The 20,833-nt window shown below is 45.7% G+C and carries 22 protein-coding genes and 1 riboswitch; of the genes, 15 read left to right on the forward strand and 7 right to left on the reverse strand.

Annotated elements, in window-relative coordinates; all coding sequences use genetic code 11:
* Position 1 precedes the first annotated feature (1 nt).
* From MKX38_RS02440 to MKX38_RS02455, 4 genes are all read left to right on the forward strand, one after another.
* On the forward strand, positions 2–2,113 hold the full coding sequence (locus MKX38_RS02440; protein ID WP_339188506.1) for a cellulose biosynthesis cyclic di-GMP-binding regulatory protein BcsB: 2,112 nt from the start codon (positions 2–4) through the stop codon (positions 2,111–2,113).
* A 135-nt stretch (positions 2,114–2,248) separates the two neighbouring features.
* Positions 2,249–2,392, forward strand: a riboswitch (cyclic di-AMP (ydaO/yuaA leader).
* A gap of 196 nt (positions 2,393–2,588) precedes the next feature.
* Positions 2,589–4,412 (forward strand): potassium transporter KimA, encoded by a 1,824-nt coding sequence (kimA, locus tag MKX38_RS02445; protein WP_003246693.1) that lies wholly within the window; start codon positions 2,589–2,591, stop codon positions 4,410–4,412.
* Positions 4,413–4,470: 58 nt separating this feature from the next.
* The gene (gene mutT / locus MKX38_RS02450; RefSeq protein WP_048217621.1) at positions 4,471–4,962 is read left to right on the forward strand and encodes an 8-oxo-dGTP diphosphatase MutT; all 492 of its coding nucleotides are present in this window, start codon (positions 4,471–4,473) and stop codon (positions 4,960–4,962) included.
* 24 nt (positions 4,963–4,986) lie between these two features.
* Positions 4,987–6,711, forward strand: coding sequence for a pyruvate oxidase (locus MKX38_RS02455; protein ID WP_167407869.1), 1,725 nt, complete (start codon positions 4,987–4,989; stop codon positions 6,709–6,711).
* Between the two features lie 56 nt (positions 6,712–6,767).
* Here MKX38_RS02455 and MKX38_RS02460 read toward each other — a convergent pair whose 3' ends face one another.
* The 5 genes from MKX38_RS02460 to MKX38_RS02480 all read right to left on the reverse strand — a co-directional run bounded on the left by MKX38_RS02460 (position 6,768) and on the right by MKX38_RS02480 (position 9,597).
* Complete coding sequence (locus MKX38_RS02460) at positions 6,768–6,905, reverse strand: hypothetical protein (RefSeq protein WP_050496044.1); 138 nt, start codon at positions 6,903–6,905, stop codon at positions 6,768–6,770.
* 28 nt (positions 6,906–6,933) lie between these two features.
* Positions 6,934–7,200 carry a hypothetical protein gene (locus tag MKX38_RS02465; RefSeq protein ID WP_021481716.1) on the reverse strand — a complete coding sequence of 89 codons (267 nt, stop codon included), beginning with the start codon at positions 7,198–7,200 and terminating at the stop codon, positions 6,934–6,936.
* 102 nt (positions 7,201–7,302) lie between these two features.
* Positions 7,303–8,580, reverse strand: coding sequence for an Nramp family divalent metal transporter (locus MKX38_RS02470; protein WP_003234364.1), 1,278 nt, complete (start codon positions 8,578–8,580; stop codon positions 7,303–7,305).
* Positions 8,581–8,809: 229 nt separating this feature from the next.
* The gene (locus MKX38_RS02475; protein WP_003246519.1) at positions 8,810–9,067 is read right to left on the reverse strand and encodes a GlsB/YeaQ/YmgE family stress response membrane protein; all 258 of its coding nucleotides are present in this window, start codon (positions 9,065–9,067) and stop codon (positions 8,810–8,812) included.
* A gap of 77 nt (positions 9,068–9,144) precedes the next feature.
* Positions 9,145–9,597 carry a DUF2188 domain-containing protein gene (locus MKX38_RS02480; RefSeq protein ID WP_003246574.1) on the reverse strand — a complete coding sequence of 151 codons (453 nt, stop codon included), beginning with the start codon at positions 9,595–9,597 and terminating at the stop codon, positions 9,145–9,147.
* A 117-nt stretch (positions 9,598–9,714) separates the two neighbouring features.
* Between MKX38_RS02480 and MKX38_RS02485 the strand changes: the two genes are divergently transcribed.
* The 4 genes from MKX38_RS02485 (at position 9,715) to MKX38_RS02500 (ending at position 11,859) form a co-directional block, all read left to right on the forward strand.
* Entirely contained in the window at positions 9,715–10,533 is an 819-nt protein-coding gene (locus MKX38_RS02485) for an EcsC family protein (protein WP_003234359.1), read from the forward strand.
* 128 nt (positions 10,534–10,661) lie between these two features.
* The gene (gene gsiB, locus MKX38_RS02490; RefSeq protein WP_003246542.1) at positions 10,662–11,033 is read left to right on the forward strand and encodes a glucose starvation-inducible protein GsiB; all 372 of its coding nucleotides are present in this window, start codon (positions 10,662–10,664) and stop codon (positions 11,031–11,033) included.
* Positions 11,034–11,164: 131 nt separating this feature from the next.
* On the forward strand, positions 11,165–11,506 hold the full coding sequence (locus tag MKX38_RS02495; protein WP_003246564.1) for a cupin domain-containing protein: 342 nt from the start codon (positions 11,165–11,167) through the stop codon (positions 11,504–11,506).
* Complete coding sequence (locus tag MKX38_RS02500) at positions 11,500–11,859, forward strand: YdbC family protein (RefSeq protein ID WP_032722920.1); 360 nt, start codon at positions 11,500–11,502, stop codon at positions 11,857–11,859. The genes MKX38_RS02495 and MKX38_RS02500 overlap by 7 nt, the downstream gene beginning before the upstream one ends.
* Positions 11,860–11,895: 36 nt before the next feature.
* Here the strand turns inward: MKX38_RS02500 and MKX38_RS02505 are convergent, their stop codons facing one another.
* Both MKX38_RS02505 and dctB read right to left on the reverse strand, forming a co-directional pair.
* Positions 11,896–12,717 carry a manganese catalase family protein gene (locus MKX38_RS02505; RefSeq protein ID WP_123372831.1) on the reverse strand — a complete coding sequence of 274 codons (822 nt, stop codon included), beginning with the start codon at positions 12,715–12,717 and terminating at the stop codon, positions 11,896–11,898.
* An 84-nt stretch (positions 12,718–12,801) separates the two neighbouring features.
* A complete protein-coding gene (gene dctB / locus MKX38_RS02510) occupies positions 12,802–13,854 on the reverse strand; it encodes a C4-dicarboxylate TRAP transporter substrate-binding protein DctB (protein ID WP_339188509.1) in 1,053 nt (350 codons plus the stop codon).
* Between the two features lie 69 nt (positions 13,855–13,923).
* On the opposite strand from dctB, the gene dctS reads away from it, so the two are divergent.
* From dctS to MKX38_RS02545, 7 genes are all read left to right on the forward strand, one after another.
* Complete coding sequence (dctS, locus tag MKX38_RS02515) at positions 13,924–15,531, forward strand: two-component system sensor histidine kinase DctS (RefSeq protein ID WP_339188511.1); 1,608 nt, start codon at positions 13,924–13,926, stop codon at positions 15,529–15,531.
* Positions 15,521–16,201, forward strand: a complete 681-nt coding sequence (gene dctR, locus MKX38_RS02520; protein WP_339188513.1) for a two-component system response regulator DctR — start codon at positions 15,521–15,523, stop codon at positions 16,199–16,201. The genes dctS and dctR overlap by 11 nt, the downstream gene beginning before the upstream one ends.
* 120 nt (positions 16,202–16,321) lie before the next feature.
* Complete coding sequence (gene dctP / locus MKX38_RS02525) at positions 16,322–17,587, forward strand: C4-dicarboxylate transporter DctP (protein ID WP_014475862.1); 1,266 nt, start codon at positions 16,322–16,324, stop codon at positions 17,585–17,587.
* A 148-nt stretch (positions 17,588–17,735) separates the two neighbouring features.
* Positions 17,736–18,788: an AI-2E family transporter gene (locus tag MKX38_RS02530; RefSeq protein ID WP_015252777.1), complete on the forward strand. Its 1,053-nt coding sequence runs from the start codon at positions 17,736–17,738 to the stop codon at positions 18,786–18,788.
* A 119-nt stretch (positions 18,789–18,907) separates the two neighbouring features.
* On the forward strand, positions 18,908–19,072 hold the full coding sequence (locus tag MKX38_RS02535; RefSeq protein ID WP_014475863.1) for a hypothetical protein: 165 nt from the start codon (positions 18,908–18,910) through the stop codon (positions 19,070–19,072).
* The gene (locus tag MKX38_RS02540) at positions 19,065–19,991 is read left to right on the forward strand and encodes an ABC transporter ATP-binding protein (protein WP_181216799.1); all 927 of its coding nucleotides are present in this window, start codon (positions 19,065–19,067) and stop codon (positions 19,989–19,991) included. Before MKX38_RS02535 ends, MKX38_RS02540 begins: the two co-directional genes overlap by 8 nt.
* Entirely contained in the window at positions 19,984–20,751 is a 768-nt protein-coding gene (locus MKX38_RS02545; RefSeq protein ID WP_015715273.1) for an ABC transporter permease, read from the forward strand. The genes MKX38_RS02540 and MKX38_RS02545 overlap by 8 nt, the downstream gene beginning before the upstream one ends.
* Positions 20,752–20,833: the final 82 nt, after the last annotated feature.

Below are 20,833 nucleotides of genomic sequence, written 5' to 3' on the forward strand. Positions count from 1 at the left end.
TTTGAAACAAATAATGATTTTTCTCACAAGCTTCATGCTGCTGGCGATGACTGGACAAACGGCTCTTGCCAAAGACGTACAGGTCAGTGGTTCGCTCCTCGGGAAAAGCAGCCAAGAACAAGCCAAACAGCAGGTGCTGACAAGCGAGTTGATTACACTGTATGGATCAAAAGACAGCGCAGAGCTGACGTATCAGATCCCAGCAGGCGCCTCTTCGGGCAATCAGCAATTGGTAATCGAATACGAGGCATCAAATCTTTTAATTTCTCCATCATCGTTAACGGCTGTCATTGATGATGAACCGGTCAAGACGTTAAAGCTTGATGGTGATTCCAAACGGAAAACAGTGAAGCTGAATCTGAATAAAAGCCAGTCTGCGCAAGGCTATCACAACGTATCGCTGAAATTCTACGGCGTAATGAAAGAGGGCGTGTGCGTCAGACAGGATACATCAGGCAACTGGATCAAAATTTATCCGGACAGCCGGCTGACACTTGCTGACAGCAGTGAAGCGAAGGGAACGTCGCTGGACCATTATCCGTATCCTTTCGCCCAATCTGGAAATACAGCTGAAGAAACAGCTATCGTCATTCCGGATAACCCAAGTTCAGCAGAAATAGAAGCTGCTGTTAAAACAGAAGGCTATTTGAAAACGGTGGACAGCAGTGTCAGTATTGCGTATGTCACGGAATCTGAACTGAAAAAAATCGATAAGCCGACGATTGTTATCGGCGTGGACAAGCATTGGAACGGCAAAGTGAAAAAACTGTTGAAACAAGCTGGGCTACAGGCAAAAGGAGAAAACCTTCTGCTTGCGGAGCGGGTGCTGAAAGCAGAGGGCAAGCAGCAGTCGGTTTTGTTTGCGCAAGCTGCGTCCGAGGACGCGCTCACTAAAAAAATCAGCGTGATAACAGATCAGACATATACAGGCCAGCTCAGCGGCGATACACTTTCAATCAGCAAGCTTCAGCAGACTGAAAAAAAAGAAAGCGATAAGCTGACCCTTGAGAATTTTGGAGCGGGCGATATCACAATTGGAGCTGACAAAACATCTTCAGCACATTATTTTTATCCGGCTTCGGCTGTTTTAGATGAAAACCAATCGGCGAAGCTGTCGCTTAAACTGAAAAAGTCTGAAACGATTCAAGCCTCAACGGCTGAAAACGAGTCAGCCTCTCAGGCTGCAGAACTGAAAGTGATGATCAACGGCCAGCCGCACTCGGTCCGGCTTGATGAATTAGGAAAAGAAGATAAAAACGGATTCTATCATGTCACAGTGAAAGTGGACCCTAAGCTGCTGCAAAAAAACCGCTACATTGATATTCAGTTTGTCACGATCGGTTTAAAGGAAAACAACCCTTGTAATACGACTGATGAAGAAAAGTGGGTTTTTATCGATAAAAACAGTACATTATCATACGCTATCAAAGGCATGTCTCCTTCAGCGGATTTTCAAGAGTGGCCGCTTCCTTACGCCGGAAACCAGGATCAAACAACGTTAATCGTGCTTCCTGACACCGTAAGCCAATCGAAGCTTGAGGAGCTTTCTCTCGTGACGGAATCCTTTGGCAGCGAAGCACAGCATTCATATACGGTAAAGAAATCATCTGACGTTACAGCAAATGATGCGAAAGGACGAAACCTCATTTTCATAGGAGGGATCAATCAATTTTCTCTTCTGAAGGAGAAATCATCAGATCTGCTTGTGCCGCAGGAAAAGAACGGCTCGTTTGATGTATCTAGTTTCGAGATGCTGAATGAGACGACAAAACAAGTGGTATTTACCCAAGCATCGGTTTGGGATTCACGCTATACAATGGCTGTCTTTGCACCGTCAAAAGGAGATGGCACGGCTGTCACAAAAGAGATCATCAGTTATCTGAACAGCAACGATGAGTCGGCAACCGTCCTTAATGAAACAAACAGCCAGCAGGTGTTTACAAACCACCAGCAGCTCAAATCGGAAACAAACAGTTCCGATGCAGAACAACCAACACAGGATCATAGCCAGAAATGGATGTATATTGGTGTGCTGGCACTCATTATGGTGGTTGCGGCAGTGTTCATTTGGATTGCCGTAAGACGCAAAAAAAGAAAGACAGATACAGAATAAAACAGAGGCGATTTTAGCCTCTGTTTTTTTATTTTTGGTAAGTAAATTCCATTTGTGGAACCTGTCATTTTATTTTTTTCTCTCAGCCAATAAGCCTCTTTACAACGTGCGGGAACGGGAGTATGATCTCTTTTAGAAAACAAATCGCTTAATCTGAAATCAGAGCGGGGGACCCAATAGAACGGCTTTTTGCCGTTGGGGTGAATCCTTTTTAGGTAGGGCTAACTCTCATATGCCCGAATCCGTCAGCTAACCTCGTAAGCGTTCGTGAGAGGAGATGAATGAAACCTGTGTTCGATGTTATGGCACAGGGGCATCCGTTTGCCTCTGTGTTTTTTGTTGTTCATTTTTGAATGCAAATCGCATACAGAGACATCATAGCAGAAAGGACTATCATCAACATGTGAGAGCAAGACACTGATGGATGTTTTATTGTTTTAATTGAAAAATGAGAAATTAAAAGGGGAAGACATCGATGTATCATTCAATCAAACGTTTTTTGATTGGGAAACCACTAAAATCCCAAGCAGCTGGAGAGCAAAAACTGACGAAATTAAAAGCCTTGGCTATGCTTTCCTCAGATGCGCTGTCATCTGTCGCATATGGGACAGAACAAATTCTAATCATTTTGGCAACAATCAGTGCAGCCGCATTTTGGTACTCCATTCCGATTGCGGTTGGCGTTCTCATCTTGCTGCTCGCACTGATTCTTTCATACAGGCAAATTATTTACGCTTATCCGCAGGGCGGCGGGGCGTATATCGTTTCTAAAGAAAATCTCGGTGAAAAACCGGGATTGATTGCGGGCGGTTCATTGCTTGTTGATTATATTTTAACAGTAGCGGTAAGTATTTCCGCAGGCACGGATGCCATCACGTCAGCCTTTCCTGCATTGCATGATTATCATGTGCCGATCGCTATTTTTCTCGTGTTAGTGATTATGATTTTGAACCTGCGCGGGCTTTCGGAATCAGCATCCATACTTGCCTACCCGGTTTATCTGTTTGTGGTGGCGCTTTTGGTTCTCATTGCAGTCGGGTTGTTTAAACTTATGACAGGACAAATAGACCAGCCAGCCCATCATACATCGCTCGGCACACCTGTAGCCGGCATTACGCTATTTTTGCTGCTTAAGGCTTTTTCCTCCGGATGCTCAGCGTTGACCGGGGTTGAGGCCATTTCTAATGCGATTCCTGCATTCAAAAACCCGCCTGCGCGAAACGCGGCAAGAACGCTTGCGATGATGGGGATTTTGCTGGCGATTCTGTTTTCCGGCATCACGGTTCTCGCGTACGGGTATGGTACGGCGCCGAAACCTGATGAAACAGTGGTTTCACAAATTGCGTCCGAAACCTTTGGGCGGAATGTGTTCTACTATGTCATCCAAGGTGTCACATCGCTTATTTTGGTTCTTGCGGCAAATACGGGATTCTCAGCCTTCCCGCAGCTTGCCTTCAACCTGGCGAGAGACCAGTATATGCCGCGAATGTTTACAGTCAGGGGCGACCGCTTAGGCTTCTCAAATGGGATTATCTTTTTAGGCTTTGCCTCCATTGTTCTCATTATCTTATTCGGGGGACAGACGGAGCACTTAATCCCGTTATATGCTGTGGGCGTATTTATTCCATTTACGCTTTCACAAACCGGCATGTGCATGAAATGGATCAAGCAAAAACCAAAAGGCTGGATCGGAAAAATGCTGATCAACTCCTGCGGCGCTCTGATATCATTTATGGTTCTATCCATTCTGTTTGTGACGAAGTTTAATGTCGTATGGCCTGTGTTAATCTTTATGCCTATCGTCGTTTTGCTGTTTTTTGCGATTAAAAATCACTATACTGCGGTTGGTGAACAGCTTCGCATCGTAGACAAAGAGCCGGAAGAAATCAAAGGCACCGTTGTGATTGTGCCTGTGGCCGGTGTCACCACCGTCGTGCAAAAATCGATTCACTATGCGAAATCACTGTCCGATCAGGTGATCGCCGTTCACGTGTCATTTGACAGAGAACAGGAAAAGAAATTCGAAAAACGTTGGGAAGAGCTTAATAACGGAGTGCGTCTCGTGACGCTTCACTCCTCTTACAGAAGCCTTGTCCATCCGTTTGATAAGTTTTTGGAAACAGTTGAGGCAAAAGCGAAGAAGGAGCAGTTTTCCGTTATGGTGCTGTTTCCGCAATTTATAACGAAAAAACGCTGGCACACCATCCTTCACAACCAATCGGCCTTCCTCCTCAGAGTCCGGCTGTTCTGGAAAAAGGACATAATGGTTGCCACACTGCCGTATCATTTTAAAAAGTAAAGCTCTAGGACCAAGGGAATCACCTTGGTCCTTTTTAGCGGGAAAAGGAGGTATGGGGGTGTATACACAAGGTGCTTTTGTGATCGTATTGAACGAAAGTCAGCAAATTCTGCTGGTGAAACGAAAAGATGTCCCTCTATGGGATTTGCCCGGCGGCAGGGTTGATCCCGGGGAATCGGCTGAGGAAGCGGCAGTGCGGGAGATATTGGAAGAAACGGGATACAATGCAGCGCTTTCTGCGAAAATAGGTGTTTACCAAAGGCCAAAGTTTCAAGATGAACAGCATCTGTTTTTCGGAAGCATTACAGGCGGACAAGCAATGGCTGACGGCACAGAGACAGCGGGATTAAAGTGGGTTTCCCCGGGGCGTTTGCCGCTTTTTATGGTGCCGAATCGAAAAAGGCAGATCAATGATTTCAAGAACGGCGCTCAAGATGTAAATGTCACCGTCAAGGATAGCGGGTTGCTCGCGGCGATCGACCTGTTGAAAAGAAGACTGGGCAAGCGATTCAGGTCTCCGGGTTTTAAAGCCTTTCTCCTGTGGTATTGAAAAAAGGAAAAAGGAGGATACGTTATGGCACATAAAACTGCAGGACAAGTAATGACAGAGCTGCTTGAGCAATGGGGAGTTGATCATGTATACGGCATCCCCGGAGACAGTATAAATGAGTTTATTGAAGAATTAAGACACGAAAGAAATCAACTGAAGTTCATTCAAACCCGCCACGAAGAGGTAGCGGCACTGGCAGCCGCAGCTGAAGCAAAACTCACCGGCAAGGTCGGAGTCTGTCTGTCAATCGCAGGGCCGGGAGCGGTGCACTTATTAAATGGTTTATATGATGCAAAAGCGGACGGCGCCCCTGTGCTGGCGATTGCAGGACAGGTTTCTTCTGGCGAAGTCGGACGGGACTATTTCCAGGAGATTAAGCTGGAGCAAATGTTTGAGGACGTGGCTGTGTTCAACAGAGAGGTACATAGCGCAGAATCACTTCCGGATCTCTTAAATCAGGCGATCAGGACCGCCTACAGCAAAAAAGGCGTTGCGGTATTGAGCGTGTCAGATGATTTGTTTGCGGAGAAAATCAAACGGGAGCCCGTGTATACTTCACCGGTGTATATTGAAGGGAACCTTGAACCGAAAAAAGAACAGCTCGTCACCTGCGCCCAATATATTAATAACGCTAAGAAGCCGATTATCCTGGCAGGGCAGGGAATGAAAAAGGCGAAACGGGAGCTCTTAGAATTTGCGGACAAAGCCGCCGCTCCGATCGTTGTTACACTCCCGGCAAAGGGTGTTGTTCCCGATAAGCACCCGCATTTTCTCGGCAACCTCGGGCAGATCGGAACAAAGCCGGCTTACGAGGCAATGGAGGAATGTGACTTATTAATCATGCTCGGAACGTCATTCCCATACCGTGATTATTTGCCTGATGACACGCCGGCGATACAGCTCGATTCAGACCCGGCGAAAATCGGAAAACGGTATCCGGTGACAGCGGGCCTTGTCTGCGATTCGGCTCTCGGCCTGCGCGAATTGACAGAGTATATTGAACGCAAGGAAGACAGAAGATTCCTGAATGCCTGCACAGAACATATGCAGCATTGGTGGAACGAAATCGAAAAAGATGAGACAGAGGCCACAACACCGCTTAAACCTCAGCAGGTCGTGGCACGTCTTCAGGAAGCAGCAGCCGATGATGCGGTGCTCTCTGTCGATGTCGGCACTGTGACAGTCTGGATGGCGCGTCATTTCAAAATGAACGCGAACCAGGATTTCATCGTCTCCAGCTGGCTTGCGACAATGGGCTGCGGCCTGCCGGGAGCGATCGCCGCAAGCTTGTCCGAACCGGAACGCCAGGCGATCGCCGTCTGTGGTGACGGGGGATTTTCCATGGTCATGCAGGATCTTCCGACCGCTGTCAAATATAAGCTCCCGATCACAGTCGTCATTTTAAACAACGAAAATCTTGGCATGATTGAGTACGAGCAGCAGGTCAAAGGCAATATCGACTATGTCACAAAACTTCAAAATGTCGACTATGCCGCATTTGCAGAAAGCTGCGGAGCAAAGGGCATCAAAGTGACTAAAGCGGAAGAGCTTGCGCCGGCATTCCATGAGGCGCTGCACTCTGACCAACCTGTTGTTGTGGATGTCATGATTGGAAACGAACCGCCGCTGCCTGGCAAAATCACCTACGGGCAGGCGAAAGGCTTTAGCAAGTACATGCTGAAAAACTTCTTCGAAAACCAAAAATTTGAAATGCCGTCACTGAAGAAAAGTTTGAAACGGTTATTCTAAAAAAACAGAGGCCCCAAAAGGCCTCTGTTTTTTGTTGGAAACAAACGTATTTTCAGCTATAACATGTTTGAATTCATAAAATGATCGGTGTATGTATTAGGAACTGATTTCGCCATACTCGAAACAGACAAAAGGACAAATGCATCTTGTTTCAAAGGAAGATGCATTTGTCCTTGCATGCTTATTCTTATCAAATCTTACAGAACTCTTCTCATTATAAGCTTATTTCTCTTTTTTCTTCAGCCCGAAGAAGAAAGGAAAAGCAGAACCGACCAAGAAGGTGCCGAATAAAAACATGCCGCCGATAAACACGTGGAAATTTGTGTGTCCGGCCGTAAACGCCGTGATTAAGGAAATGATACTGAGCACGATCATGGCAATGCCGGGCGCGACTCTCATTTTTCCCTTGGATCTATGGGCAGCAACAGAACATAAAATGCCGATAACAATAGGAACAATCCACAAATAAAACAGAATAAATACTGACATCATCAAAACTCCGATTTTTCTTCTATCATAACAAATTTCTGTCAAAAAGGGTATCAATGAGCTTTGCGAAAAAATAAAAACCGGCTTTAGAAGCCGGTTTTTTTATCGAAACGTATCTACAATTAAAAACACATTCAAAGCAACGATCAATACAGCAATCAGCCAAGACACCACTGTGATCCATTTGGCGTTGATCAGAGATCCCATGATCCGTTTATTGCTTGTAAACATAATAAGCGGAATGAGGGCAAAGGCGATCCCGAAGGACAGCACGACCTGGCTCAGTACGAGAGCGGTCGTCGGATTAACACCTGACGCGATGATCAAGATCGGCGGAATGATCGTGATAAAACGCCGTACATACAGCGGAATGCGGTAGTTGATAAATCCTTGCATAATCACGTCGCCTGAAAGTGTGCCGACAGACGAACTGGATAGACCGGCAACGAGCAGCCCGATCCCGAATAAAGCCGCAGACATAGGGCTGACAAGATGTCCGAATTGCTGAAATGCGACGTCGAGATCCTCAACAAACAGGCCGTTTTTGAAGAATAATGCGGCAGCCACGATCAGCATACTTGCATTAATAGCCCCTGCAATCAGCATCGCTATTAAAATATCAATAAATTCAAACCTAAAGATTTTTTTCCGTTCTGCATCAGTTTTGCCAACCACCCGCCGCTGTGTAAGGGCAGAGTGTAAATAAATGGCGTGCGGCATAACAGTTGCGCCAAGAATACCCGCTGCAAGAAGCACACTGTCGGTGCCATGAAACGCCGGGACAAAAAGGCCCTTCATCACTGACACGGCATCAGGCTTTGCGAAAAAGGTCTGCAGCGCAAAGGCGATCACGACCACAAACAGCATACCGGCAATACCGGCTTCAAGTGAGCGATAACCGCGGCGCTGAAGCTCCAATATCGCGAAAGAACCGATCGCCGCAATAATAGACGCTTCAAGCATCGGAATGCCGAACAGCAAATACAGTCCCAGAGCCGCTCCGATAAATTCCGCCAGGTCAGTTGCGATAATGACAAGCTCGCCCTGAATCCATAATCCGATCGAGACAGGCTTCGGGAATTCTTCACGGGCAACCTCAGGCAGATTTTTGCCTGTCGCAATACCGAGTTTGGCGGATAGGGATTGAATTAAAAGGGCCATGATATTAGAAAATAAGATCACCCATAAGAGCATATATCCGTATTTAGAACCCGCCGAAATATTCGTTGCGAAGTTGCCGGGATCAATATAGGCAATGGCTGCTATAAATGCAGGGCCGAGAAAAGGGAGCAGCCCTCTGAATCCTCTGATTTTCCCGTCAAGCGCATCTTGGACGGCTTTGGAACGGGGAGATTGTGCTGTGATGTCCTTGTTCATCATGTCTCACCTGAATTCTGTTTGTTTTTGCCGTACAACAAAGAGTTTCCTTAAGGCAAATTATTTTATCTACATCATATGACCATCCCGGTTTCTTGTCAACCGAAAATGTTCAAAATACACTTCTGAATTTTTCCCTGTTATGTAACATGATATGTAGGGATTCGGGATAAGGTCCCATATAAAAAGACATCGTTTCATTTCGAAACGATGCCTCCTGTATCTAATGAGTCTAGGCTTCCTTCCGCAGCCCGCGGAATATAAGGCCCAGCAAGAACACGAAGATGGCTGCCCCGATGATGGCCGGGAAAATAGCAAAGCCGGCGAGGCTCGGTCCCCATGTGCCAAGAAGTCCGTGCCCAATCCAAGCGCCGATCAGCCCTGCAATCATAGAGCCGAAAATTCCTCCCGGCAGCCGGTTTCCTACAATGGCGCTCCCAATTAATCCGATAACAATAGCAACAACTAATGAAACCAAAAAGCTAAGCATCATGATCACCTCTCATAAATGATTTACCAATCAATAACCGCTCCTGATCATTTCGAAACACCTAAAAGCATATTCCTTTATGATCCTGTTTTAATCTTTCTCTGCACACTGCCGTCAGCTAAATGAACAATGACCTCAGTGCCTTTATGCGCCGCGATTTCCTTTGCCCGTTCAATCGCTTCTTTCTTTGTATCCTTGATTTCAGACACACGTTTGGCGCCCTCGGCTTTGACTGCCCAGCCTTTTTTATGCTTAATAACATGCTCTGCTTTATTCATGAGCTCGGGGCCGCTGCCGCTGCTTGGATCAGCATCGCGTTCTGTCTCATCATCATGCGTCAGGAAATCATCAATTTCATCTGTAGAGGCGTTTTCCGCCCATTCCTTCGCTTTGCTTGTCGCAATTGGAATCGCGCGCCCTTCCTCATAGCCTTCATCAATCATCGCATTCGCAATGTCTATCGCCTTTTTTCTCACCGGCTTCTCAAGATTTTTTAATGAAGCAGGATAATCCTTCATCGACCAAGGCATGTCCATCACTCCTTTTCCTTTTATAAAAATGGTACCCGCAGGTGAAAAATAAAAACGCATCCGAAAAAATGAAGGTATACTATATAGTAGAAAAAACGGAAGGGAAGTGCGGATTGGGTGCCAACAGAACGAAAAGAAGACTTACATCAGCAATTAAAAGAGATAGAGAAATGGGAAAAAGATCAGCAAAAAGTCTGGTTTTGGGAAAAGCTCAGCCGTCTCCCGTTTCAACTCCTGGACAAGCTGACACCGGAATTCATCCAGAAAAAGATCGGCAAGCTCTTGGATGAGGTCGGCAGCTTTGTTCAAACAGGCGGACAGTACCTGACATCTGAAAAACAGATTATCAGGATATTTCAAAAGAAACTGCCGGAGGAGATCTTTGAATCGCTGGAGGACATCCGGAAAGCGCCTCTTCCTGTCATGGATGAAATTGCGGAAGGAATGGGCAAAAACAGAACCAACGCAGCAACCGTTCAAGGCGCGACAACCGGTGTGGGCGGCGTGTTTACGCTGGCGGCAGACATTCCGGCAGTGCTTGGCTTATCACTAAAAACATTACAGGATATCGCAGTCGCATACGGCTATGACCCAAAGGAGAAAAAAGAACGCGTCTTCATTGTGAAATGTCTGCAGCTGACGTCGGCTGATGTTGTCGGCAAAAGATCGATTTTGCAGGAATTAAAACACTACGATCAAGACCGTACATATAAGAATGTCGCTTCTCAAATCCAAGGCTGGCGAGAAGTCGTTTTGGGCTATCGAGACACGTTTGGCTGGAAAAAACTTTTCCAGATGGTGCCGGTTGCCGGAATGGTTTTTGGCGCCGCTGCCAATCGCTCAACATTAAACGACATTACCGAGACAGGCATGATGCTGTACAAAAAGAGGCGCATTCTTGAACGACTGAAAGAAACAGAACGAGAGATGGAATAGCAGAAAGCAGACGGACACCGCGATCCGCCTGCTTTTTTTAGTGGAAACATACCCAATGTGTTTTGTTTGTTTAAAAGAATTGTGAGCGGGAATACAACAACCAACACCAATTAAAGGAGGAATTCAAAATGGCAGACAATAACAAAATGAGCAGAGAAGAAGCAGGTAGAAAAGGCGGAGAAACAACAAGCAAGAACCATGACAAAGAATTCTATCAAGAGATTGGTCAAAAAGGCGGAGAAGCCACTAGCAAAAACCATGACAAAGAATTCTATCAGGAAATCGGCGAAAAAGGCGGAGAAGCCACTAGCAAGAACCATGACAAAGAGTTCTATCAAGAAATCGGTGAAAAAGGCGGAGAAGCCACTAGCGAAAATCATGACAAAGAATTCTATCAAGAAATCGGCCGAAAAGGCGGAGAGGCAACAAGCAAAAATCATGATAAAGAATTCTACCAAGAAATTGGCTCAAAAGGCGGAAACGCCCGCAACAACGACTAATCAAAAGCATAAAGGCAGACAACCTGTAAATAAAAAAGCGATCCGGCACATCAGCTGGATCGCTTTTTTTTGGAATCTTCTCAATTTATGCCGCTATTGCGATACAATAAGTGAAAAAGGGGTTTTCGCTAATGTCCAAGATGCAAAACTTGCTCGCCATCGCAAATGAAGTCAAAGAAAAGCACGCCAATTTTTCAATCTCAGAGGTCAACGACCACTGCGTGCGCCTTGCGGTGTTTACGGGAGAATATGACTGGCACCATCACCCTGACTCAGACGAATTGTTTATTGTTCTTGAAGGGGAGCTGCTGATCGATTTTAAGGACAAAGAAACCGCGGTGCTCAAAGCAAATGACAGCCTGCTGATCCCGAAAGGCACGGTTCACCGCACACGCTCTTATGTCAGAACGGTTAATCTCTGTGTGGAGCATAAACAAGCCGAAACCGTCATCATAGAGGAGCAGCCATGCTAATCAAAAAGGTGATATGTGAAGTAGACGCTGCAAACGCTGAAGCATTTGCAAAAGCGCAGTCACAGTGGGAAGCATTATCGCATATAAGCGGCTTTATCAAACAGGCCGGCGGCTGGCGAAAAACGATAGACGAGCCGCTCACCGCAGAAATCATCAGTGTATGGGAAAACAGAGAAGCCTATGATCATTTTATGGAGAACGAACATGACAGCATATACGAGGAAAACGATCAGAAGGCTGTAATTCTTTCGATAGAGGTGACGGTGTACGAAGAGGATAAACCGTTCGTTCACGATCTGTTACATAACCCTGATATCCGGTACGAACCAGACTGGACGGTTCTGAAGGCATAATCAAAGCCCAAAACATCATGTTTTGGGCTTGTCTCTTTACTCGCGTCCCGGAAGTGTATTATGAACAAAAGGCGGTGCTGGTTTTAACTCCGGTTTTTCTCCAAACGTTTTTGCTTCTTTCACATATTCAAAGGCTTCTCCGTCCGGCGCTTTTTCATTCAGCCAGTTTTGCTCGGCGCTTTCTTCGCCTTCAGAGAAATTGATAAGCTGATGTGAGAACTCTTGTTTTTCGAGCGCTTTCGGGAATGTACCCGGCACAACCGGACCTTCCTGTGCTTCTAATTCTTTAATGGCGGCAAGCCATTGGTTCTGGTGCATTGTGTCACGCGCCAGCAGGAAGCTGAGCATATCTTTGACGCCTTTGTCATCCGTCATTTCAAACAGGCGTGCGACCTGCAGACGGCCCTGAGATTCCGCATTCAGGTTGGCGCGGAAGTCTGCCAGCAGGTTTCCGCTTGCTACGATATAACCGCCGTTCCAAGGTACGCCTGTACTGCTTTCCGGCATGGCGCCAAGTCCTGATACAATCGCATGGTGAGGGTTCATGCCGCCCAGGATGGAGCCGATGACCGGATCTTCAGCAGCTTTTTCCTGCTGATCAAGAGGGGCATCCTCAAGAAGTCTGGCAATCATCGTTGCGATCATTTCAACATGCCCGAGCTCCTCAGTTGCCGTATCCATCAGCAAGTCCTTGTATTTTTCATTTCCTCTTGTGTTCCAGCCTTGAAATAAGTACTGCATGGCAACTGAAATTTCTCCGAATTGCCCGCCTAAAATTTCTTGCATTTTTTTAGCGAATAATGGATCTGGACGATCTGGTTTAGCAGGATGCTGCAGCATTTTTGTGTGCTTAAACATGTACCCATCTCCTTTTTCGATTATCTCTTTTTATATTTCCGATCGATAGAAAGATAAACGAAAAACAGCGTATCGAGATGGGAACTATGAATCTTTTCGCAGCTCCAACAGTTCCCGGATCAGCTCCCGGCCAAAGATGGGCTCATACTGCCGGTAAACAGGGTCAAGACGCTTCATCCATTCTTTTTTCTCTTTATCTGACAGCTCATAAATATGTATAGCAGAATTCTTTTTGATTTCTTCCAGCTGCTCCTTGTTCATTTGTTCGGCATACGTTTCATTCCACTCCGTCGTCTCCTTCATCGCTTCAGTCAAAATGCGTCTTGTTTCTGGTGTTTGCGCCTTCCAGAAGTGTTCATCAGTCATGACAGCGTAGCCGAGGTAACCGTGGCTGCTTATTGTCAAATAGTCCTGAACATTATAAAATTTTTTAGAATAGATGTTTGAAATTGTATTTTCTTCGCCATCGACTACATTGTTTTCTAACAGCTGAAAGGTAGAATTGAAGGATTCCTGATGAGGTGTTGCGCCAAGCAGCTTGAACTGATCCTCAATCACATCGCTTTGCATAATGCGCAGATCCTGCCCTTTTAAATCATCCGGTGTTTTGACCGGCCCTTGATTTGTTGTGATTTGCTTAAAGCCGTTCGTCCAATAGGCCAGTCCTCTTAATTGGTTTTTCTTTAGAGAATCAAACAGCTGTGTGCCGATGCTTCCGTTCAGCCCTTTTTTGGCGGCGTTGTAATCTGTAAATGCATACGGCAGATCCAGCACTCCCCATTCAGGCGAGAGCATGCCGAGCTTCGATGTGGAGGGGGCGATAAATTGAACATCGCCGTTTTGCAATGCTTCAATTTCTTCAATGTCCGAGTACAGGCTTCCATTCGGAAATACTTCTATTTTTATTTTCCCGCCTGATTTTTCGTTCACCAGATCAGCGAATTTATTGGCGGCCAGCCCTTTTGGCGTATTTTCAGCAACCACGTGGCTGAATTTAAACACGATTTGATCCTTCAGGCCTTCCTGGTCGTCATCATAAACAATCTTTTTATTGCCTGTATGATCATGGAATCCAATAAATAAAGCGGTTGCAATTCCAGCGATCATCAGTGCGAGACATGCAAGCAAACTCTTCATGAAAAGCCCTCCCCTATGTTAAGGATAATGGGGGCAATGACATTCGTAAAGACCTGAAAGGAGAAGCTGATGAACAAAAAGAAGCTCTCAATCCGTTGGAAAATCACAATCTTATCCTATATACTCGTCATTTTCTCCTTTTTGATCGGCGGCATTGTGCTCATCGGCAACATTCAGCATACAGAGGAGCGGGAGCTGAAAAAGCGGCTGATGAATACGGCCCGGACGGTGTCAGAGATGACAGAAGTGAAAGAAGCCTTGGCGCGAAAAAAACAAACAGAAGCTGTTCGCCATGCGGTTGAAGAAATCAGGATGATTAATGAAGCAGACTATATTGTCGTCATGGATATGAATCACATCCGATATACGCATCCTGTCAGCACAAGCATCGGCAAGAAATCAGAAGGTGCAGACGAGGAGGCAGCGTTTGCGGAGCACATTTATTTCTCTGAAGCAAAGGGCGAGATCGGCACGGCGGTTCGCGCTTTTTATCCGGTTAAGGATCAAGACCTGAACCAAATAGGCGTGGTGCTTGTCGGAAAAACGCTGCCGGGGATCGCTGACATCCTGCTTCATTTAAAGCGTGATATCGCCTTCATCGTTGTGCTGACACTCGGCTTCGGCCTTGCTGGTTCCTTTTTGCTGGCCCGCCATATCAAAAAACAAATGTTTCAGCTTGAACCCCATGAGATTGTCCGAATGTATGAAGAACGGACAGCGACGTTTCACTCGATGAATGAAGGGGTAATCGCCATTGACAATCGTCTCATCATTACGATTTTCAATGAAAAAGCGAAACAGATCTTTGAAGTGCAGGGGGATCTGATCGGCAAGGTGATTTGGGAGGTTCTCAAGGATTCGCGCCTGCCCGAAATCGTGGAGCGGAACAAAGCGGTTTATAATGAAGAAATTCGTGTTAGCGGAAAAGTCATCATGAGCAGCAGAATTCCGATCGTCATGAAGAAAAAAGTGATCGGCGCCGTCGCGATTTTTCAGGACAGAACGGAAGCGGCCAAGATGGCAGAGGAATTGACTGGTGTCAGAAACTTTGTGGAGGCGCTCCGTGTCCAAAACCATGAGCATATGAATAAGCTGCACACGATCGCCGGCCTCATCCAGCTGGGGAAATCTGAAAAAGCCTTGCAGCTTGCATTCCAGGCATCAACTGAGCAGGAAAATGTGACTGAATTTCTGCACCGCTCGATTCAAAATGACTCTGCGGCAGGCCTTCTTTTAAGTAAAATCAGAAGGGGAAGAGAGCTCGGCATTGCTGTTCATATAGATGAAAACAGCAGTCTTCAGCAATTTCCCGAGCATGTTGATCAGCATGATATTGTGGTGCTTTTGGGGAATCTGATTGAAAATGCCTTCGGCTCATTTGAAGCCGTTCAATCTGAAGACAAACGAATTGACATTAGTATCGAACAAACAGATGATATCCTTGCTATTTTAATAGAAGATAACGGCTGCGGAATTGATCCGGCACATATGCCTCGCCTTTACGACAAAGGTTTTACGGTCAATAAAACTGGCGGCACAGGCTATGGCCTGTATCTAGTGAAACAAATCATAGACAAAGGATCGGGCACGATAGAAGTTGATTCACATGCGGGGCAGGGGACATCTTTTTCTATCGTTTTTCCAATGAAGGGGGAGGAAGCACAGCATGGCTCGTAAAGAATGGAAGGTTCTGCTCATTGAAGACGATCCGATGGTTCAAGAGGTCAATAAGGATTTCATTACAACTGTTAAAGGCGTTACTGTCTGTGCAACGGCAGGAAACGGAGAGGAAGGCATGAAGCTGATTAAAGAAGAACAGCCGGATCTCGTCATTCTCGATGTGTACATGCCGAAAAAAGACGGCATCCAGACCTTGCAGGAGATCAGAAAGCAAAAGCTTGAAGTGGACGTCATTGTCGTCTCCGCTGCAAAAGACAAGGAAACGATCTCACTCATGCTGCAAAACGGGGCGATTGACTATATCTTAAAGCCGTTTAAGCTTGAGCGAATGAGACAGGCGCTCGAAAAGTACAAGCAATATAAACAAAAAATCGAAGCGAATGATACGCTGTCCCAGGAACAGCTCGATGCGATCCTGAATATTCCGCAGCAGGCCGTACAGGATCTGCCGAAAGGGTTGAATCACTTCACGATGAATGAAGTCACTGCTTTTTTGAAACAGCAAACCGCATCCCTTTCTGCTGAAGAGGTCGCCAAGGCGCTCGGCATCGCCAGAGTGACAGCCAGACGATATCTTGATTACTTAGAAAAAACCGGGATCATCAAATTGGACGTTCAATACGGCGGAGTCGGCCGGCCGGTCAACCGCTACGTGTTAAAAGGATAAACCTGAGACCAAAAAGACCAAAATGTCCGTTATGATCATAAACTTCCCCAGACGTTATGAAAACGCTATCATTCTAGTAAGAAAGACACAAAAGGCGAATAGGACAGGGGGATGAAGGATATGAAACTGTTTAAAAATTTAACAGTTCAGGTCATAACCGCGGTCATCATCGGGGTCATTGTCGGGCTGGTCTGGCCGGATGTCGGCAAAGAAATGAAACCGCTTGGCGATACATTTATCAACGCTGTTAAAATGGTGATCGCACCAATCATTTTCTTCACAATCGTTCTCGGGATTGCAAAAATGGGCGATATGAAGAAGGTTGGAAAAGTAGGGGGAAAAGCGTTTATCTATTTCGAGGTTGTCACCACCCTCGCACTCATTATCGGTTTATTTGTCGTCAATATTATGAAGCCGGGTGCGGGTCTTGATTACAGCAAGCTTGAAAAGGGAGATGTATCACAATACACGCAAAATGGCGGTCAGGGAATCGACTGGATTGAATTTGTTACACACATTGTTCCATCCAACATGGTTGATGCCTTCGCAAAAGGGGACATTTTGCAGGTCTTATTCTTTTCTATTCTTTTCGGAGTGGGTCTTGCGGCATTAGGTGAAAAAGGGAAAAGCGTCATTGATTTCTTCGACAAGGTTTCTCACGTTTTTTTCAAAATTATCGGCTACATTATGCGTGCCGCGCCAATCGGGGCATTCGGGGCGATGGCGTATACAATCGGACACTTCGGACTCGATTCCATCAAACCGCTGGCAAGCTTAATGATGTCTGTTTATATTACGATGTTCCTGTTCGTATTTGTTGCTTTAAATATCATCTGCAAGCTTTACGGATTCAGCCTGTGGAATTACCTTCGCTTCATTAAGGATGAGCTTTTGATCGTGCTTGGCACAAGCTCTTCCGAATCGGTGCTTCCGCGTATGATGGATAAAATGGAGCGCTACGGCTGTTCCAAATCCGTTGTCGGGCTAGTTATTCCGACGGGCTATTCGTTTAACCTCGACGGCACATCCATTTATTTATCAATGGCGACTGTCTTTTTGGCACAGGTGTTTGGGGTAGACCTCAGCATCGGCCAGCAAATTACGATTATCCTCGTTCTGATGCTGACATCGAAGGGAGCGGCAGGTGTGACGGGAAGCGGATTTATCGTCCTTGCCTCAACGCTGTCAGCGCTGCAGGTCATTCCGCTGGAGGGGCTTGCACTCCTGCTCGGGGTCGACCGTTTCATGAGTGAAGGAAGAGCCATTGTGAACCTGATCGGAAACGGAATCGCCACGATCATTGTTGCAAAAAGCGAAAATGAATTTGATGAAGCAAAAAGCGTAGAGGCTGTTGAAGGCATGAAAAAAATGAAAACAGCAGTCTGAAAAAAAAACGGCCCATCCATGGGGCCGTTTTTTTAATTGTTTAAGAATTATTAAGGTAAGGACAGAGACCTCAGCATTTTTTTGTTATATAATTTACAAATGGATACTATATTGAATGAAGGACGTTTGTCCTAACAGGAGTGTATAAATGGCCGCTTTAGTTAAATTTTTTCAGCACCCGGGAGTAAGGCGTTTCTCCATCTTTGTCGTGTTAACTGGTGTGTTATATCTATTTAAGAGCATGATCAACTTAATATTGCTTACCTTCATTTTCACATTTCTAATGGATCGTTTGGAGCTTGTCGTGCGGCAGTTTGTAAGCCAGTTCTTCCGCGTGAGCCAGCGGGTTGTCATTACGTTTCTTTACATGTTGCTGGCTGTGCTGCTTACAGTCGGGGGCTTTGTGTTTTATCCGGTCGTCGCGGCACAGATCCAGCAGCTGGTAAAGCAGATTAAACATATTGCGTATCATCCTGACAGCATCCCTTTCTTTGATGAGATCACCAGTGTCTTCGGAGATATTAACATCAGTTCATATGTCAAAGAGGGCTTCAATGTAGTGTATACGTATCTGGCCGATATCAGCACATTCGGCTTGCAGGTCGTGATGGCGCTCATTCTCAGCATGTTTTTCTTATTTGAGAAAAAACGGCTTTCTGAATTCATGGCGAAATTTAAAACGAGCAAACTGAGGGTCTTTTATGAGGAGATTGCTTTTTTCGGAAGCAAATTTGCAAGAACGTTCGGCAAGGTGCTCGAGGCTCAATTTATCATTGCGCTCGTCAACTGTATTCTGACGTTTATCGCGCTTTGGATTATGCATTTTCCGCAGCTGTTTGGGCTTTCGATTATGGTGTTCTTCCTTGGATTGATCCCTGTAGCAGGCGTCGTCATTTCCCTGATTCCGCTCAGCATTATCGCCTACAGCACTGGCGGTGGAATGTATGTGCTCTACATTGTCCTTGTCATATTCGCCATTCATGCGATCGAAACCTATTTCTTAAATCCGAAGCTGATGTCGGCGAAAACAGAGCTGCCAATTTTTTTCACCTTCACAGTACTCATTTTCTCTGAACACTTTTTCGGCATTTGGGGTTTAATTATCGGGATTCCGATCTTTGTGTTTCTCCTTGATATTCTGGATGTCACCAACAAGGAAGATAGGTCTAAAGGACCCCGAGAGAATAGCGATAAAATGTAGTTTAAAATCGAATAATGAGTGTGCCTCGATCTGCCGGCCTGCCTGTTCAGGGCATGGAATTAAGACTCGGAATCGGAGCTTGGCATTGCTTCGCACAGTGGTGAACACAACAGGTGACAATGCCTGTCATCATTACAGAAACTGAAAAGAACAAACAGTCGGAGCAAACGCTCATCATCGGTTTAACCAAACATTTGGAAGCAACAAATGCTATAATACAAACAGTGCCTAATGTTGGGCACTGTTTATTTTTTGTCGAAAAAGGAGGAAGGCTTTATGGCTGAGCCGATTTTACATATTGAAGGCCTCGATAAAAAGATTGGGTCTAAACAGATTTTAAAACAGATCAGCATGGACGTTATGGAGGGCGAAATCATCGGCCTGCTCGGTCCAAATGGTTCAGGGAAAACAACACTCATCCGTATCATCGTCGGGCTGCTGAAACAAAACAGCGGAAGCGTGACAATCAGCGGATTCCAGCATGATACAGAGTTTGAAAAAGCGATGGAAGCGGTTGGAGCGATTGTTGAGAACCCTGAGTTCTATCCGTACCTGACAGGCTGGGAAAACCTCAAGCACTTTGCGAATATGCACAAAAAAATAGTGGATGAACGGCTTGATGAAGTGGTGGAACGTGTCGGGCTGAAGTCAGCGATTCATGATAAGGTGAAAACCTATTCCCTTGGGATGCGCCAGCGTCTGGGAATCGCCCAGGCAATTCTTCACCGGCCGAAGCTTCTCATTCTAGATGAACCGACAAACGGCCTCGATCCTGCGGGGATGAAGGATTTTCGCGATCATGTTAAGGAACTCGCAGAAATGGAAGGAACAGCTGTCCTGTTCGCCACTCATTTATTGCGCGAGGTTGAAGACTTGTGCGACCGTGTCATCATCATTCAAAAAGGTGAGATCAAAGCGGAAGTCAGCTTACAAGGAACTGATCAAACCACAGAAAAAGCGATTATAGAAGTGCAGCCGCAAGAAAAAGCGCTCAATTGGCTGACAGGCAATCAATATCAAGCTGAGAGCCAAGACGGGACGATTGTAGTTGAGGTGGCAAAAGAAAACATACCGGAGCTGAACCGATCACTTGTCGGACAAGATCTGAATGTATTTTCCATTACGCCTTACACGCAGTCACTGGAAGACGAATTTATAAAAGCGACAACAGCTCATCAAGAGGAGGGAGAAGAGCTTGTCTAAATTAATTTGGAATGAACATATGAAACTTTTTAATCGGAAGGTCACTTTGGTTTCCCTTATCCTGATGGCTGTCTTTCAATTCTTCATGGCATTGATCATTAAACGGATTGTCATCAGTGCCGGAACAGATGAAAACTTCATCGGCTATTTATCGTATACACCGAGCCTGAACATTTTGCTGCAGGCTTTAACGATCGTAATTGCAGCAACAATTGTTTCGATGGAATTTGATAAAAAGACGATCAAATTTTTGCTCATTCGTCCGGTTAAACGCCAAAAGGTCTTTTGGTCAAAATTAATCACAGTCGTGATGGTCAGCTTCTATTTGTATCTGGCATACTACATTCTGGCATTATTATTCGGTCTCGTGTTTTTTGGCACATCGGTGACTGCGGAATCAAAGACATTGCTGGTCAACACCTTGGCGCTGATCGGGTCAAACTGGCTTGAAGCTGTAATGATGGGATTATTCGGGCTGCTTTGTTCTTCGCTGTTCCGCAACAGCGCGGTAGCAGTTGTTGTTTCTTTTGTCGTTTTATACGGAGCGAGTACACTTGTTCAGCTCATGAAGTTGTTTGAAAACAAGTGGGGCAGCTTTTTGCTTTTTGCGAACACTGACTTTACGCAATACAGAAGCGGAGAGACAGCGTTGTTTTCAGGCATGACGCCATTGTTTTCAATTGGAATTCTCATCATACATGCCATATTCTTCATCGTTGTTGGCTGGTGGTGCTTCTGTAAACGGGATGTTCGGGTCTAAAGGCAAGGAATGACATTTTTGTGAAAAAGCTCACGTAAATCAATATCATTTGATATTTTGGTTTATACTAAAGGTACTGACG

It is taken from the genome of Bacillus sp. FSL M8-0025, assembly GCF_037975475.1.
Lineage (GTDB): Bacteria > Bacillota > Bacilli > Bacillales > Bacillaceae > Bacillus > Bacillus subtilis.